Genomic DNA, 14,926 nt, shown 5'->3' on the forward strand with positions numbered 1-14,926 from the left:
TTCTCAGCGCGCGAGGCGTTCCACGGCGATTGCCGTGGCCTCACCGCCGCCGATGCAGAGCGCCGCGACGCCGCGCTTGAGATTGTTGGCCTCGAGCGCGTGCAGCAGCGTCACGATCAGCCTCGCACCGGTCGCGCCGATGGGATGGCCGAGCGCGCAGGCGCCGCCGTTGATGTTGAGCTTGTCGCGGGGAATGCCGAGATCACGCTGTGCCGCCATCGCGACGACTGCAAACGCTTCGTTGATCTCGAACAGGTCGACATCGCCGGCGCTCCAGCCGACCTTGTCCAAGAGCTTGCGGATCGCGGGGATCGGCGCGGTGGTGAACCATTGCGGTTCCTGGCTGTGGGTGGCGTGGCCCTTGATCACGGCAATCGCAGGCAGGCCGTTGCGATCGGCGAGCGAGCGCTTGGTCAGCACCAGCGCGGCGGCGCCGTCGGCATTGGCGGAGGAGGCGGCCGGCGTGATGGTGCCGTTGGCGCGGAAGGCCGGCTTCAGTCCAGGGATCTTGGCGGGATCGACCTTCAGCGGATGCTCGTCATTGGCGACGATGCGCGGCCCGGCCTTCTCGGCCAGAGTGATCGGCACGATCTCGGCTTTGAACGCGCCGCCCTCGACCGCCTTGCGCGCGCGGCTCAGCGTCTCCATCGCATAGGCGTCCTGGTCCTTGCGGGTGAACTGATAGGCTTCCGCGGTCGCTTCACCGAAATCGCCCATGGAGCGGCCGGTCTCGTAGGCGTCCTCCAGCCCGTCCATCATCATGTGGTCGATAATGCGGTCATGGCCGACGCGGTAGCCGCCGCGCGCCTTCGCCAAAAGATACGGCGCGTTGCTCATGCTCTCCATGCCGCCGGAGACGACGATCTCGGCCGAGCCCGCACGGATGATGTCGTGCGCCAGCATGGTCGCCTTCATGCCGGAGCCGCAGACCTTGTTGACCGTGGTCGCGCCGGTGGCATCGGGGAGACCGGCCGCGCGCGCCGCCTGGCGCGCCGGCGCCTGGCCCTGGCCTGCCGGCAGCACGCAACCCATGAAGACCTCGTCCACTTTCTCCGGCGCGAGCTTGGCGCGTTCCAGCGCCGCGCCGATCACGTGCGAGCCGAGCTTGTGCGCGGCGAGCGGCGACAATTCGCCCATGAAGCGGCCGAGCGGGGTGCGGGCGGCGGAGACGATGACGACGGGATCGGCGATTTCGGCCATGACAAAATTCCCTGCGATGACGGGTAAGATTATGATCATCATATGATGCGGTGCGAAAAATGCAACCGCGGCCGGCATGAGAAATTGTCGTGGATCGGGTGAGATTTGGTCGTTCGATCGGGGGAGCGGGCCTACCGCTTCCTGTTCACAAACGCCTGCATCAGCCGCGTCGGCTCATCCGTCAAAAACGACTCGCCGAACACCTTCACACTCAGATTGACCGATTCCGTCAACGGCAACTCTTCCCATTGCCGTAGCAGCGCCTTCTGCGACCGCAGTGCCTCAGGGCCGCATTCGAGCAGCGCGTTGACGAGGTGCTCGACCTCGGCATCGAGCCCACCTGGCGCGGCGACCTTGTCCACCAGGCCCCAGGCCAGCGCCGTAGCCGCGTCGATGTTCTCAGCCGTCATCACCAGCCAGCGCGCGTGGGCCCAGCCGATCAGGCGCGGCAGCAGAGCTGCGTGGATCACCGAGGGAATGCCGACGCGCACCTCGGGCATGCCGAAATGCGCATCATGCGCGGCGATCCGGAAATCGCAGGCGGCCGCAACCTCGAGGCCGCCGCCGAGGCACCAGCCGGGCATGCGCGCGATCACCGGGGCCGGAAATTGGCGCACGGCTTCGCAGAGATCGCGCAGGCGGCTGATGAAGGCTTCAGCCGACGTCTGGTCGAGTTTTGCCATCTCCTTGATGTCGGCGCCGCCGATCATGCTTTTCTCGCTCTCACCGCGCAGCACCACGACGCGGATGCTGCGGTCGGAAGAGAGCTGCTGCAAGCCTTCGCGCACCGCGTCGGTGACAGGCGAGCCCAGAATATTCAGCGAGCCGGCGTTGCAGATCGCGACATGAACGACGCCGCGCGCATCGCGCGTCACGCCGCAGTGGTTGTTGAGCATTTCCATCGGGGATCTCGGAGGTTTTGTGGACAGGCGCGAGGTGCACCGGTCGCGGATCACTTCCGGGCCTAAACGTCCCGCTTGTCAAGCGAGTGGGGCCGGAGTTGCCAGCGCGAAGTCCGTGGCATAGTATGACGTAAATCATACAATGAGGCGCCTCGTGGCCGATATCGCTCAACTCGACCTGTTTTCACCAGCGCAGCGCCGCGAGCGCGTAGTGGACTGGCAGGTGCCGGCGCCGGTCGCGAAAGTCGCGATGGGGCTATCGGGCATGGACGCCATGCTCGGCATCCGCGATGGGCGCCTGCCGCCGCCGCCCTTCGCAAAGCTGATTGGCTTCACCATGGCGGTGGTCGAGCCGGGCCGGATCGTGATGGAGCTGGAGCCGCGCGAGGATCTCGAAAATACCATCGGCCTCCTGCATGGAGCGACGGCTGCGGCGCTGATCGACACCGCCATGGGCTGCGCGATTTCGACGCGGCTGGAGGCTGGGCGGTCGTCCGTCACGCTCGATTTGAAAATGACGTTCCTGCGCCCGCTATCGGTCCGTTCCGGGGTGATCTCGGCCGAAGGTAAAGTGATCAAGCTGGGACGCCAAACCAGCTACGCCGAGGGTTTTGTGCGTGACGGCAAGGGCGCGCTCGCAGTCCATGCAACTGCAACCTTTTCGATGATCGGCGCAACAACTTAACATGAATTAATGCACCGACCGGTCCATTTCTGTGTTATGAGATGATCTCTGACATTCAATGAGATCCGCATGCGCTATTCTCGGGAACACAAGCAGGAAACCCACGATCGCATCGTGAAGAAAGCCTCGGTGCGGCTGCGCGAAAAGGGCGCCCACGGCATCGGTGTCGCCGACCTCATGAAGGAGGCAGGCCTGACCCATGGCGGTTTCTATGCGCATTTCGATTCCCGCGAGGCGCTGGTGATCGAGGCCTTTGGCTATGCCATGGACCGCGCGATGGAAAACTGGCGCAAGCAGTCCCATCAGGTCGCACCCGAGAAGCAGCTCACCCAGATGGTCGAGACCTATCTCTCTGCGTTGCATCGCGACAATCCCGGTCACGGCTGCTCGATCCCTGCGCTGGGTGCGGAGATCGCCCGCGAGAGCCCGAAGACGCGAAAGGCGTTTGCCGGCAAGCTCGACGAGATGGTCGAGATGATGACCGACTATATCCTGAACGTTCCGCGCAAGGCCGCGCGAAAACAGGCGATCGCGACGCTGGCGACCATGGCCGGCACCATGCTGCTGGCGCGCATTGCGGGCTCGAGCGAGTTGTCGGACGAGGTGCTGAAGGCGGGCAAGGACTCTGCGCTCGATGGAGTGAAGCGTGAGCCGAAGGTGACGGCGGCGAAGAAAACGAAGCAGAATTAGGCCGAGACGCCTTAGGGTGGGCAAAGGCGCGTCAGCGCCGTGCCCACCACCTCTCCGTGATCGCAGCAGAAGTGGTGGGCACGCTTCGCTTTGCCCACCCTACGAATCCTTCGACTTTACCGCCCCGCAAACAGCGCCCGATCGCGCTCTACGATCTCGCCGATGTAATCCGCCACCGCCCTGATCCGCGCGAGATCCTTGCTATCGGCGTGCATCAGCATCCAGAACGTGCGCGTGATCGAGATCTCCTCGGGCAGCACCGCCACAAGCTGCGGATAGTCGCTTGCCATGAAATGCGGCAGCACCGCGATGCCGAAGCCTGACAGCGTGGCGTTGAGCTGCGCGATCAGATTGGCGCTGCGCAGGCGCGCGGAAATCCGCGGCGACACCTGCGGCAGATAGTCGAGCTCCGGCGTGAACAGCAGTTCCTCGATGTAGCCGACGAAGCGGTGCTGCGGCAGCGCCTCGCGCGAGGTGATTTTCGGAAAGCGGTCGAGATAGGAGGGCGCGGCATAGAGCCCGAGGCGGTAGTCGAGCAGCTTACGGCCGACGATGCGGCCTTCCTTCGGCATGGTCAGGCTGATCGCGATGTCGGCCTCGCGCTTGGAGAGACTGAACAGCCGTGCAGTCGCTACAAGTTGCAAATCGAGGTCGGGATAGCGATCGACGAAGGGTGCAAGCCGCGGCGCCAGGAAGGCGGTGCCGAACCCGTCGGGGGCGCCGATCCGCACCGTGCCGGTCAGCCGGGCTACCGAGCCACCGACCTGTTCCTGGTTGGCGACGATGGTCGATTCCATCGCTTCCGCGCTGTCGGCGACGCGCTGGCCGGCCTCGGTGAGGAGATAGCCGGTCTTGCGCCGGTCAAACAGCTTCGCGGAAAGGTGCTTTTCCAGCCGGTCGACGCGGCGGATTACGGTCGCGTGGTCCACGCCTAGCTGTTTTGCCGCAGCCGAAACCGAGCCGCCCCTTACGATGGCCAGCACGAAGCGAAAGTCGTCCCAGTCGATAGCGCCTTGATCCAGCATTTACGCACATCTATGGTGCATTATCTCAGACTTGAATCCTATAAAATGCAGGTCGATAGGATTTGTCAAAGCGATCAGCCGGGACCTAAGGAGTTTTCCATGCGCGCAGTCGGACATTTCATCGGTGGCAAGGAGGTCAAGGGCACCTCGGGCCGGACGGCCGACGTTTTCGAGCCGATGACGGGTGACGTCCAGGCCAAGGTGGCGCTGGCGTCCAAGGCCGAGGTTCGCGCCGCCGTCGAGAACGCCCGCGCCGCGCAGCCCGAATGGGCCGCGACCAACCCGCAGCGCCGTGCCCGCGTGATGATGAAATTCGTCGAACTGGTGCAGCGCGACTACGACAAGCTCGCCGAGATGCTGGCCCGCGAGCACGGCAAGACCGTGCCCGACGCCAAGGGCGACATCCAGCGCGGCCTCGAGGTCGCGGAATTCGCCTGCGGCATCCCGCATCTGATGAAGGGCGAGTACACCGAAGGTGCCGGCCCCGGCATCGATATCTATTCCATGCGCCAGGCGCTCGGCGTCGTTGCCGGCATCACTCCGTTCAACTTCCCGGCGATGATCCCGATGTGGAAGTTCGCGCCAGCTATTGCCTGCGGCAACGCCTTCATCCTCAAGCCGTCAGAGCGTGATCCCGGCGTGCCGATGATGCTCGCCGAGCTCATGATCGAGGCAGGCCTGCCGGCCGGCATCCTCAACGTCGTCAATGGTGACAAGGAAGCGGTCGACGCCATCCTCGACGATCCCGACATCAAGGCCGTCGGCTTCGTCGGCTCGACGCCGATCGCGCAGTACATCTATGAGCGCGCAGCCCAGACCGGCAAGCGCTGCCAGTGCTTTGGCGGCGCCAAGAACCACGCCATCATCATGCCGGATGCCGACATGGACCAGGCCGTCGACGCGCTGATCGGTGCGGGCTATGGCTCGGCTGGCGAGCGCTGCATGGCCGTTTCGGTCGCGGTCCCCGTCGGCAAGTCCACTGCCGATCGCCTGATGGAAAAGCTGATCCCGCGCGTCGAGTCGCTCAAGATCGGCACCTCGATCGATCCGTCGGCCGATTACGGTCCGCTGGTGACGCGTGAGGCGGTCGAGAAGGTCAAGGGCTACATCGATATCGGCATCAAGGAAGGCGCGACGCTCGCCGTGGACGGCCGCGGCTTCAAGATGCAGGGCTACGAGAACGGCTTCTATCTCGGTGGTTCGCTGTTCGACAATGTCACCAAGGACATGCGGATCTACAAGGAAGAGATCTTTGGCCCCGTGCTCTCGGTCGTGCGCGCGCACGATTACAAGGAAGCACTCGCCCTGCCGTCCGAGCATGATTACGGCAACGGCGTTGCCATCTTCACCCGCGACGGTGATGCCGCGCGCGACTTCGCGGCCAAGGTCAATGTCGGCATGGTCGGTATCAACGTGCCGATCCCGGTGCCGATTGCCTATTACACCTTCGGCGGCTGGAAGAAGTCCGGCTTCGGCGATCTCAATCAGCACGGTCCGGACTCGGTCCGCTTCTACACCAAGACCAAGACGGTGACCTCGCGCTGGCCGTCCGGCGTCAAGGAAGGTGCGGAGTTCTCGATCCCGCTGATGAAGTAGGGCTCTATTAGAGCGAGGGCACAATGCAGTTCGCTCTGAACGAGGATCAGATCGCGGTTCGCGACATGGCGTTGGCGTTTGCGGCCGAGAAGATCGCGCCGCACGCCCTGCGCTGGGACGAGGAGAAGCATTTCCCCGTCGATGTGATGCGTGAAGCTGCGACGCTCGGCATGGGCGGCATCTACATCCGCGAGGATGTCGGCGGCTCCGCCCTGACGCGGTTCGACGCGGCGCTGATCTTTGAAGCGCTGGCGACGGGCTGTCCGACCACCGCGGCCTTCATCTCGATCCACAACATGGCGAGCTGGATGATCGATGCCTATGGCAACGACATCCAGCGCCACAAATGGTTGCCAAAGCTCTGCACCATGGAGCTGATCGCGAGCTATTGCCTGACCGAGCCGGGCGCCGGCTCCGATGCGGCAGCGCTGCGCACCCGCGCCGTGCGCGATGGCGACCATTACGTTCTCAACGGCCAGAAGCAGTTCATCTCCGGCGCTGGCGGCACTGATCTGCTGGTCGTGATGGTCCGGACCGGCGGCGATGGCCCCGGCGGCATCTCGACCCTGGTCATCGACGGCAAGACGCCGGGCGTGTCGTTCGGCGCCAACGAACGCAAGATGGGTTGGAACGCGCAGCCGACCCGCGCCGTGATCTTCGAGAACGCCCGCGTGCCCGTCGCCAATCGGCTGAGCGAAGAAGGAGTAGGCTTCAAGATCGCGATGGCCGGCCTCGACGGCGGCCGCCTCAATATCACGGCCTGTTCTGTCGGCGGCGCCCAAACTGCACTCGACAAGGCGCGCGCCTACATGAAGGAGCGCAAGGCCTTTGGAAAGCGCCTCGACGAATTCCAGGCGCTGCAATTCAAGCTCGCCGACATGGCGATCGAGCTCGAGGCCGCGCGCACCTTTTTGTGGCGCGCAGCGGCGGCGCTGGACCGCAAGGACCCTGACGCCACCATGTTGTGTGCGATGGCCAAACGCTTCGGCACCGATGTCGGCTTCGAGGTCGCCAACCACGCGCTCCAGCTCCACGGCGGCTACGGCTATCTCAGCGAATACGGCATCGAGAAGATCGTGCGCGATCTGCGCGTGCACCAGATCCTCGAAGGCACCAACGAAATCATGCGGCTGATCGTGGCGCGCAAATTGATCGAGGGCGCACGATGAGTGGAGTGGAAGAGGGCGACCTCATCGTTCGCCGCGAAGGCGCGGCGGGCGTGATCCGCCTCAACCGGCCCAAGGCGCTCAACGCCATGACGCTGGAGATGTCGATCGGCATCGACGCCGCGCTCGACCGGTTCGAGACTGATCCTGAAGTCGCCGTCATCGTGCTGGAGGGCGCGGGCGAGCGCGGGCTCTGTGCGGGCGGCGACATTCGCGGCCTCTGGGAGAGCTCGCGCGAGGGCGGCGATCTCGGTGCGCGGTTCTGGCGCCAGGAATACATCATGAATGCGCGGATCGCGAGATATCCGAAGCCGTATGTCGCATTCATGGACGGCCTCGTGATGGGTGGCGGCGTTGGGCTATCAGGCCATGCCAGCCATCGAATCGTCACCGATCGTACCAAGCTTGCGATGCCCGAAGTCGGGCTCGGCTTCTTCCCGGATGTCGGCGGCACCTGGCTGCTGTCGCGCTCGCCCGGCGAGATCGGCACCTACTTTGGTTTGACCGGCCAGACCATGAATGGCCCTGACGCAATCCACGCGAAATTCGCCGACGCCGTGGTGCCGGCGGCGAAATGGCCGGAGCTGCGCGAGGCGCTGACCAAGGTTCGCTCGGGTGCAACTGCGGCCGACGTCAGCAAGCTCATCAATAGCTTTGCGACCGGCGATGCTGCGGGTCCAGTGGCCGAGAAAGAGCCAATGATCGACGCGCTGTTCGGCTTCGATCGCATGGAAGACATCTTCGCTGCGTTGAAGCGCGACGGCTCGGAGTTCGCACTCGCGACGCTGAAGACCCTGAACGAAAAATCGCCGCGCGGCATGGTGGTGACGCTGAAACTGCTGCGGCTCGCGCGCACCGCGTCGAGCCTGGAAGAGTGCTTGGTGCGCGAATATCGCGCGGCACTGGAGGTTTTTCGCAGCGACGATTTCCGCGAGGGTGTGCGCGCCGCCGTGATCGATAAGGACCGCAATCCGACTTTTTCGCCACCGCGGATCGAGGACGTCACGCCTGCGATGCTCGCGCCGTATCTCGCCGAGATCGGCGCCGACGAGCTGAAGTTCAACTAACAACGTCAAAGCGGAGGAAACGAAGATGGCCACGATCGCATTCATCGGTCTCGGCAACATGGGCGGCCCGATGGCCGCCAATCTGGTCAAGGCCGGCCACAAGGTCGTCGCGTTCGATCTCGCCGAGGCCTCGCGCGCGCAAGCCAAGGCCGAAGGTGCCGGCATCGCCGACAGCGCGGCAGGCGCGGTGAAGGGTGCCGATGTCGTCGTCACCATGCTCCCCGCAGGCAAGCACGTGCTTGGCGTCTGGAACGAGGTCGTTCCCGCCATGGCCAAGGGCGCACTGATCATCGATAGCTCCACCATCGACGTCGAGAGCGCGCGGGCTGCGCATGCGCTCGCGGCCAAGAGCGGCGTGCTCTCGGTCGACGCGCCGGTCTCCGGCGGCACGGGCGGCGCCAAGGGCGCGACGCTCACCTTCATGTGCGGCGGCGAGGAGAACGCATTCGCGGCGGCAAAGCCGGTGCTGGAGAAGATGGGCAAGAAGATCGTGCATTGCGGCGGCGCCGGCGCGGGGCAGGCGGCAAAAATCTGCAACAACATGATCCTCGGCATTTCCATGATCGCGGTGAGCGAGGCGTTTGCGTTGGCCGAGAAGCTCGGGCTCTCGCACCAGGCGCTGTTCGACGTCGCCTCGACCTCGTCGGGCCAGTGCTGGTCGCTGACGACCTATTGCCCGGTTCCGGGCCCGGTGCCGACATCGCCCGCCAACAACGACTACAAGCCGGGCTTTGCCTCGGCGCTGATGGTGAAGGATCTGACGCTGGCGCAGGACGCCGCGAAGGCCGCCGGCGCGGCGACGCCGCTCGGCCAGCATGCGCAGGAGATTTACCAGGCCTTCGACAAGGCCGGACAGGGCGGGGTGGATTTTTCCGGAATTATCAAGCACGTTAGGGGGCTGGCCGGGAAAGCTTAATGACGACATTTCAGGAAGCGCGCGCGTTTCTGCTGCAGAACCGCACGGATTACGAGACGGCGGTCAAAGACTTCCGCTGGCCCGATCCGGTTCCCTTCAACTGGGCGCTCGACTGGTTCGACGCCGAGCTGGCGACGAATGCGGGCAGCAGAGATCTGCCCGCGCTCTGGATTGTCGATGCCGCGCAGGACAAGCAAACCAGATTGTCCTTCGCGGCGCTCTCGAAGCGCTCCAATCAGGTCGCAAACTTCCTCCGCGCGCAGGGCCTCAAGCGCGGCGATCATCTTCTGCTGCTGCTCGGCAATGTGGTTCCGCTGTGGGAGACGATGCTGGCTGCGATGAAGCTCGGCGTCGTCGTGATCCCGGCGACCACGCTGCTTACCGCGGATGAGTTGCGCGACCGACTCGATCGCGGCAAGGCGAAGGCGGTGGTGGCTGCGCAGGATCAGGTCGCGAAGTTCGCGAGCCTTGGCGCGGAGAATGTCGTCCGCATCGTGGTTGGTGCGGCCTCCGACGGCTGGCTCGCCTATGACGGGGCGGCGAAAGCGCCCGAGAGTTTTGCGGCCGACGGTCCAACCAACGCGGACGACCCGATGCTGCTCTATTTCACTTCGGGCACCACGGCAAAACCAAAACTCGTGCGGCACAGCCAGCGCAGCTATCCCGTCGGCCATCTCTCCACCATGTACTGGATCGGGCTAAAACCCGGCGACGTCCATCTCAACATTTCCTCGCCCGGCTGGGCCAAGCACGCCTGGAGTTGCTTCTTCGCGCCGTGGAATGCGGGTGCCACCGTGTTCGTGGTCAACCAGCCGCGCTTCGATGCCAAAGCTCTGCTCGCCACCATCGGCCGCTGCGGCGTCACCACGCTGTGCGCGCCGCCGACGGTGTGGCGGCTGTTCATTCAGGAGAACCTTGCGTCGTTCAAAGTAGCCTTGCGCGAGGTCTGCGGCGCCGGCGAGCCGCTCAATCCTGAAGTGATCGACCAGGTGAAGGCCGCCTGGGGCCTCACCATTCGCGACGGCTACGGTCAGACCGAGACGACGGCGCTTGCCGGCAACTCGCCGGGGCAAAATATCAAGGTCGGCTCGATGGGCCGGCCGCTGCCGGGTTATCGCGTGCAAATCAGCGATGTCGATGGCAATCCGGCAAGGGAAGGCGAGGTGACGCTGGTGCTGGGCGATGACCGACCCGCCGGCCTGATGCAGGGTTATCAGGGCGATGACGGCCAATTGTCAGGCGCCGAAGGCGCGCTTTATCGCAGCGGCGACGTGGTGTTCGAAGACGAGGACGGCTATCTCACCTTCGTCGGCCGCTCCGACGACGTCTTCAAATCATCGGACTATCGCATCAGCCCGTTCGAGCTGGAGAGCGTGCTGCTCGAACATGAACTGGTGGCGGAGGCCGCGGTGGTGCCGAGCCCCGATCCTATCCGGCTTGCGATCCCCAAGGCCTTCGTGCTGCTGATTTCGGGCGCGGAGCGCTCGCCGGAGACGGCGCTCTCCATCTTCAAACATCTGCACACGCGCCTTGCACCGTTCAAGCGCATCCGCCGGCTCGAAATCGTCACCGAGCTGCCGAAGACGATCTCTGGCAAAATCCGCCGCGTGCAGCTACGCAGGCTGGAGCGCGACGATGACCGCAATGATCCGCTGCGCGGCCGGGAATTCCGCGAGGAGGATTTTCCGGAGCTGTCGAAAACACGGAGTGAGACCTAAGTGAACGAAGTCTGGAAGAAGCCGCCGATTCCCTTGGACGCCTATCAGGCCATGGTCGGCAAGGAGATCGGCGTATCGTCGTGGCACCTGATTGATCAGCCGCGCATCGACACCTATGCCGATGTGATCGAGGATCATCAGTTCATCCACGTCGATCCGGAACGCGCGAAGAATGAGACTGCCTTCGGCACCACCATCGCGCACGGATTCCTGACGATGTCGCTGCTGTCGATCATGTCCTACGAGGTGATGCCAGTCATCGCGGGCACCACGATGGGCGTCAATTACGGATTCGACAAGCTGCGCTTCATCTCGCCTGTACGCTCGGGCAAGCGCGTCCGCGGGCGGTTCGTGCTCGCTGAAGCCAAGCTCCGCAAGCCCAACGAATTGCTGTCGCGTACCAATGTGACGGTGGAGATCGAAGGTGAGGACAAGCCGGCGCTGGTCGCGGACTGGCTGGGGCTGATCTATTTCGCCTGACTTGAGGCGTCGCTGCCGGGCTTGACCCGGCAACCCATCGCTGCTCAAAAGCTGTCCAATTCGCGCTCGGTGCACCCTCTCCCCTTGTGGGAGAGGGTGGCGAAATCGAGCGCAGCGAGATGAAGCCGGGTGAGGGGTCTCTCTCCACACGTTCATCTGCTGAGAGACCCCCTCATCCGGCGCTTCGCGCCACCTTCTCCCACAAGGGGAGCAGGAAGAAAGGAAGCACAATGGCAATCAGGTTCGACGGACGCGTCGCCATCGTCACCGGCGCGGGCAATGGTCTCGGCAAGGCGCATGCGCTCGGACTGGCCAGCCGTGGCGCAAAAGTCGTCGTCAACGATTTCGGCGGCGCGCGTGACGGCAGCGGCGGCTCGCTCTCCCCGGCCGAAGCTGTGGTCGAGGAGATCCGCAAGGCCGGCGGAACCGCGATGGCCGACGGCGCCGACGTGTCGAATTTCGAGCAGGTCACCGCGATGGTCGAACGCGCGACCAAAGAGTGGGGCAGCGTCGATTTGATGTGCGCCAATGCCGGCATCCTGCGCGACAAATCGTTCGGCAAGATGGAAGCGGCTGATTTCCAGAAGGTGCTCGATGTGCACCTCGTCGGCACCTTCTATTGCTGCAAGGCGGCCTGGGCCGGCATGCGCGACCGCAATTACGGCCGCATCGTGCTGACGACGTCGTCCTCCGGCCTGTACGGAAATTTCGGCCAGGCCAATTACGGCGCGGCCAAGTCCGGCATGGTCGGCCTGATGAACGTGCTGGCCGAGGAAGGCCGCAAGACGGACATCCGCGTCAATATCATCTCGCCGACGGCGGCGACCCGCATGACCGAAGAGCTGCTGCCACCGCAGGCGCTGCAGCTGATGAAGCCGAACGCGATCACACCCGCGGTCGAATACATGCTCAGCGAGGACGCGCCGACCCGCACCATCATGGGCGCCGGTGCAGGATCGTTTGCCGTGATCAAGATTTTGGAGAGCGAAGGCATCAACCTGCCGGAATCCGAATGGACGCCGGACGCGATCGCCGCGCATTTCGCCGAGATCAGCGACATGTCGAAGGCGAGGGCGCTGACCGGCGCGTTCGAGCAGACGCAGAAATACGTGGCGCAGGCCGCGGCGCGGGCGGGGATCAAGCTCTGACCGACGTCGCCGTCATCGGTGCCGGTCCCGCCGGGTTGATGGCGGCGGAGGTGCTGACGCAGGGCGGTGCCCGCGTCACCATCTACGACGCGATGCCGTCGGCGGGCCGCAAATTCCTGATGGCCGGCCGTGGAGGCCTCAATCTCACCCACAGCGAGCCGCTGCCGGATTTCCTCGCCCGCTACCGCGAAGCGATGCCGCATCTGCGCACTGCGATCGAGGCGTTTCCGCCCGACGCATTGCGCGACTGGAGCGCGGCGCTTGGGCAGCTGACCTTCGTCGGCAGCAGCGGGCGGGTGTTTCCCAAAGCGTTCAAGGCCTCGCCATTGCTGCGCGCCTGGCTGCGGCGGCTCGATGCAAACGGCGTGCAATTCGCGTTTCGGCATCGCTGGGCCGGATGGGACGAGCAGGGACGGTTGCTGTTTCAGACGCCCAACGGTCCCTCCATTGCTGCTGCCGACGCCACCATGCTTGCGCTCGGCGGCGCAAGCTGGCCGCGGCTCGGCTCGGATGGTGCGTGGGTCGATATCCTCGCCGCGAAGCGCATTGCCATCTCAAAGCTGCGGCCGGCCAATTCCGGCTTCACGGTCGCATGGTCCGAAGTGTTCCGTGATCGCTTCGAGGGGCAGCCGCTCAAGGGCGTGGCATTGACGGTCGGCGCGCATACGGTGCGCGGCGAAGCGATGATCACGCGCAGTGGCATCGAGGGCGGCGCGATCTATGCGCTGTCGGCGGAGCTGCGCGAGGCGGTGCTGGCTCTCGGGCAGGCGCGGCTGATGATCGCGTTGCGCCCCGACCTCGACGCCGCGGCGCTGACCACGCGCCTGTCGGGCACGCGCGGCAAGCAATCGCTGGCGAACTTCCTGCGCAAGGCGGCGCAATTGTCGCCGGTCGGCATTGGCCTGATGCAGGAGGCGGCGATTGCGGCCGGCCGGCCGCTGGCAGCGTTCTCGCCGGCCGATCTCGCACAGCTAATCAACGCCATTCCGGTGCAGCTCACCGGCGTAGCCGCGATCGATCGCGCCATCTCGACCGCGGGCGGGGTGACTTTCAACGAACTCGACGAACACTTCATGCTGCGCAAATTGCCGGGCACTTTTGCTGCCGGGGAGATGGTGGACTGGGAAGCGCCGACCGGCGGCTATCTGCTCCAGGCATCGTTCGCGACCGGCGCCGCCGCGGGCAGGGGTATATTGAGGTGGCTCAATTTGTAGGATGGGTTTCGCTTCGCTCTACCCATCCTACAGCGCGCCTACCGCAGCTTCCCCCGCGCCGCCACCGGCAGCGTGCCGATGATCTCCTCGCCACGCACCATCACGACCTCATCCATCATGTTGACGACGACGCAGACATGGTTCGGCACGATCCGCACGACGTCGCCGACATTGGGGCGCGTGTTGCTGCGGGAGAGGTCGAGAAAACCGTGCTCCTCGGCGAAGCGCGCGATTTTGGCTTCGGGATGCTCGAGGATCAGGCCGTGGCCGTCGAGCCCGCCGGTGTCCGTGGTCAGCGTCTTCGAGCCGGCATCGAGAATGCCGCGCTCGGGCGCGGCGCGGCTCACCACGGTCGAATAGATGTGCAGCGCGCAATCGTCCCAGGTCGCGGAGCCGGCGGCGACCTGCATGCGGTCGTTGTAGATGTAGGTGCCGAAGCGGTGCTCGGTGCCGCCCTTGAGCTTGCCGATGTTGACGAGGTTCGGCGTGCCGCCGGTCGAGACGATTTTTGCATCGAGCCCGTGCGCGCGCACGCCGGCCAGCGCTTCGTCGTAAAACTTCTGCGCATCGCCCCAGCCGGTCTCGGTCGGATACAGCATGAAGCCGGCGAACTCGAGCCCCTTGGATGCCGCGATCTCGCGTGCCAGCGCGATCGCCTCAGTGGGCGTCTCGACGCCTGCGCGCTTGCGCCCCGTGTCGCATTCGACGACGACGGAGAGCGGACGGCCCGAGGCCGCGGCGGCCTTGGGCAGGCCGGCAACGACCGTCGAATTGTCGGCGGCGACCGTCATGTTGGCCTTCGCCTGCAGCGCGCCGAGCCGCGCCATCTTTTCTTCGCCGAGCAGATTGTAGCTGATCAGGATGTCGTCGATGCCGGCATTGGCCATGATCTCGGCCTCGCCGAGCTTCTGGCAGGTGATGCCTTTCGCACCTGATGCGACCTGCATCTTCGCGATGGTCGGATTCTTGTGCGTCTTGATGTGCGGGCGGTTGGCGACGCCGGCGTCGTCGCAGGCCTTCTGGATCCGCGCGATGTTGCGCTCGACCTTGTCCATGTCGATGACGGCGCAGGGCGTGCCGTATTCACGTGCGATCTTGGCGGCGAGTGTTGTTGTCATG

13 protein-coding genes and 1 pseudogene are annotated in these 14,926 nt (G+C 64.8%); 10 read left to right on the forward strand and 4 right to left on the reverse strand.

Annotation, left to right across the window (positions count from 1 at the left end; translation table 11 throughout):
- Positions 1-3: 3 nt before the first annotated feature.
- Complete coding sequence (locus BMW89_RS10355; RefSeq protein ID WP_092026269.1) at positions 4-1,200, reverse strand: acetyl-CoA C-acyltransferase; 1,197 nt, start codon at positions 1,198-1,200, stop codon at positions 4-6.
- Between the two features lie 131 nt (positions 1,201-1,331).
- Positions 1,332-2,102 carry an enoyl-CoA hydratase gene (locus BMW89_RS10360; RefSeq protein ID WP_092025415.1) on the reverse strand — a complete coding sequence of 257 codons (771 nt, stop codon included), beginning with the start codon at positions 2,100-2,102 and terminating at the stop codon, positions 1,332-1,334.
- Positions 2,103-2,256: 154 nt separating this feature from the next.
- Here BMW89_RS10360 and BMW89_RS10365 point away from each other — a divergent pair, with 154 nt between their 5' ends.
- On the forward strand, positions 2,257-2,787 hold the full coding sequence (locus BMW89_RS10365; RefSeq protein ID WP_177195956.1) for a PaaI family thioesterase: 531 nt from the start codon (positions 2,257-2,259) through the stop codon (positions 2,785-2,787).
- Positions 2,788-2,856: 69 nt separating this feature from the next.
- Positions 2,857-3,477, forward strand: coding sequence for a TetR/AcrR family transcriptional regulator (locus BMW89_RS10370; RefSeq protein WP_092025421.1), 621 nt, complete (start codon positions 2,857-2,859; stop codon positions 3,475-3,477).
- A gap of 116 nt (positions 3,478-3,593) precedes the next feature.
- On the opposite strand, the gene BMW89_RS10375 is transcribed toward BMW89_RS10370, so the two are convergent.
- Positions 3,594-4,502, reverse strand: a complete 909-nt coding sequence (locus BMW89_RS10375; protein WP_092025424.1) for a LysR family transcriptional regulator — start codon at positions 4,500-4,502, stop codon at positions 3,594-3,596.
- 99 nt (positions 4,503-4,601) lie between these two features.
- Between BMW89_RS10375 and BMW89_RS10380 the strand changes: the two genes are divergently transcribed.
- The 8 genes and pseudogenes from BMW89_RS10380 (at position 4,602) to BMW89_RS10415 (ending at position 13,807) form a co-directional block, all read left to right on the forward strand.
- The gene (locus BMW89_RS10380) at positions 4,602-6,098 is read left to right on the forward strand and encodes a CoA-acylating methylmalonate-semialdehyde dehydrogenase (RefSeq protein WP_092025427.1); all 1,497 of its coding nucleotides are present in this window, start codon (positions 4,602-4,604) and stop codon (positions 6,096-6,098) included.
- Between the two features lie 23 nt (positions 6,099-6,121).
- Positions 6,122-7,267 (forward strand): isobutyryl-CoA dehydrogenase, encoded by a 1,146-nt coding sequence (locus BMW89_RS10385; protein WP_092025430.1) that lies wholly within the window; start codon positions 6,122-6,124, stop codon positions 7,265-7,267.
- Positions 7,264-8,331, forward strand: coding sequence for an enoyl-CoA hydratase/isomerase family protein (locus BMW89_RS10390; RefSeq protein ID WP_092025433.1), 1,068 nt, complete (start codon positions 7,264-7,266; stop codon positions 8,329-8,331). Before BMW89_RS10385 ends, BMW89_RS10390 begins: the two co-directional genes overlap by 4 nt.
- A gap of 10 nt (positions 8,332-8,341) precedes the next feature.
- Positions 8,342-9,247: pseudogene (gene mmsB, locus BMW89_RS10395) on the forward strand (3-hydroxyisobutyrate dehydrogenase); the annotation flags it as partial.
- A complete protein-coding gene (locus BMW89_RS10400) occupies positions 9,247-10,965 on the forward strand; it encodes an AMP-binding protein (RefSeq protein ID WP_092025438.1) in 1,719 nt (572 codons plus the stop codon). The pseudogene mmsB and the gene BMW89_RS10400, both read left to right, overlap by 1 nt.
- Complete coding sequence (locus BMW89_RS10405) at positions 10,966-11,445, forward strand: MaoC family dehydratase (RefSeq protein WP_092025440.1); 480 nt, start codon at positions 10,966-10,968, stop codon at positions 11,443-11,445. It begins immediately after the preceding gene.
- Positions 11,446-11,675: 230 nt separating this feature from the next.
- Positions 11,676-12,593 (forward strand): SDR family NAD(P)-dependent oxidoreductase, encoded by a 918-nt coding sequence (locus BMW89_RS10410; protein ID WP_092025443.1) that lies wholly within the window; start codon positions 11,676-11,678, stop codon positions 12,591-12,593.
- On the forward strand, positions 12,590-13,807 hold the full coding sequence (locus BMW89_RS10415) for a BaiN/RdsA family NAD(P)/FAD-dependent oxidoreductase (protein WP_092026273.1): 1,218 nt from the start codon (positions 12,590-12,592) through the stop codon (positions 13,805-13,807). Before BMW89_RS10410 ends, BMW89_RS10415 begins: the two co-directional genes overlap by 4 nt.
- Positions 13,808-13,845: 38 nt before the next feature.
- On the opposite strand, the gene BMW89_RS10420 is transcribed toward BMW89_RS10415, so the two are convergent.
- Positions 13,846-14,925 carry a D-TA family PLP-dependent enzyme gene (locus BMW89_RS10420; protein ID WP_092025446.1) on the reverse strand — a complete coding sequence of 360 codons (1,080 nt, stop codon included), beginning with the start codon at positions 14,923-14,925 and terminating at the stop codon, positions 13,846-13,848.
- Between the last annotated feature and the right edge of the window lies 1 nt (position 14,926).

Source organism: Bradyrhizobium sp. OK095 (assembly GCF_900109945.1).
Lineage (GTDB): Bacteria > Pseudomonadota > Alphaproteobacteria > Rhizobiales > Xanthobacteraceae > Bradyrhizobium.

Excerpts from the sequence above, each read along its gene's own strand:
- BMW89_RS10355 (WP_092026269.1), bottom strand. The coding sequence starts at position 1,200 with ATGGCCGAAATCGCCGATCCCGTCGTCATCGTCTCCGCCGCCCGCACC.
- BMW89_RS10360 (WP_092025415.1), bottom strand. The coding sequence starts at position 2,102 with ATGGAAATGCTCAACAACCACTGCGGCGTGACGCGCGATGCGCGCGGC.
- BMW89_RS10370 (WP_092025421.1), top strand. The coding sequence starts at position 2,857 with ATGCGCTATTCTCGGGAACACAAGCAGGAAACCCACGATCGCATCGTG.
- BMW89_RS10375 (WP_092025424.1), bottom strand. The coding sequence starts at position 4,502 with ATGCTGGATCAAGGCGCTATCGACTGGGACGACTTTCGCTTCGTGCTG.
- BMW89_RS10380 (WP_092025427.1), top strand. The coding sequence starts at position 4,602 with ATGCGCGCAGTCGGACATTTCATCGGTGGCAAGGAGGTCAAGGGCACC.
- BMW89_RS10385 (WP_092025430.1), top strand. The coding sequence starts at position 6,122 with ATGCAGTTCGCTCTGAACGAGGATCAGATCGCGGTTCGCGACATGGCG.
- BMW89_RS10390 (WP_092025433.1), top strand. The coding sequence starts at position 7,264 with ATGAGTGGAGTGGAAGAGGGCGACCTCATCGTTCGCCGCGAAGGCGCG.
- BMW89_RS10400 (WP_092025438.1), top strand. The coding sequence starts at position 9,247 with ATGACGACATTTCAGGAAGCGCGCGCGTTTCTGCTGCAGAACCGCACG.
- BMW89_RS10410 (WP_092025443.1), top strand. The coding sequence starts at position 11,676 with ATGGCAATCAGGTTCGACGGACGCGTCGCCATCGTCACCGGCGCGGGC.
- BMW89_RS10420 (WP_092025446.1), bottom strand. The coding sequence starts at position 14,925 with ATGACAACAACACTCGCCGCCAAGATCGCACGTGAATACGGCACGCCC.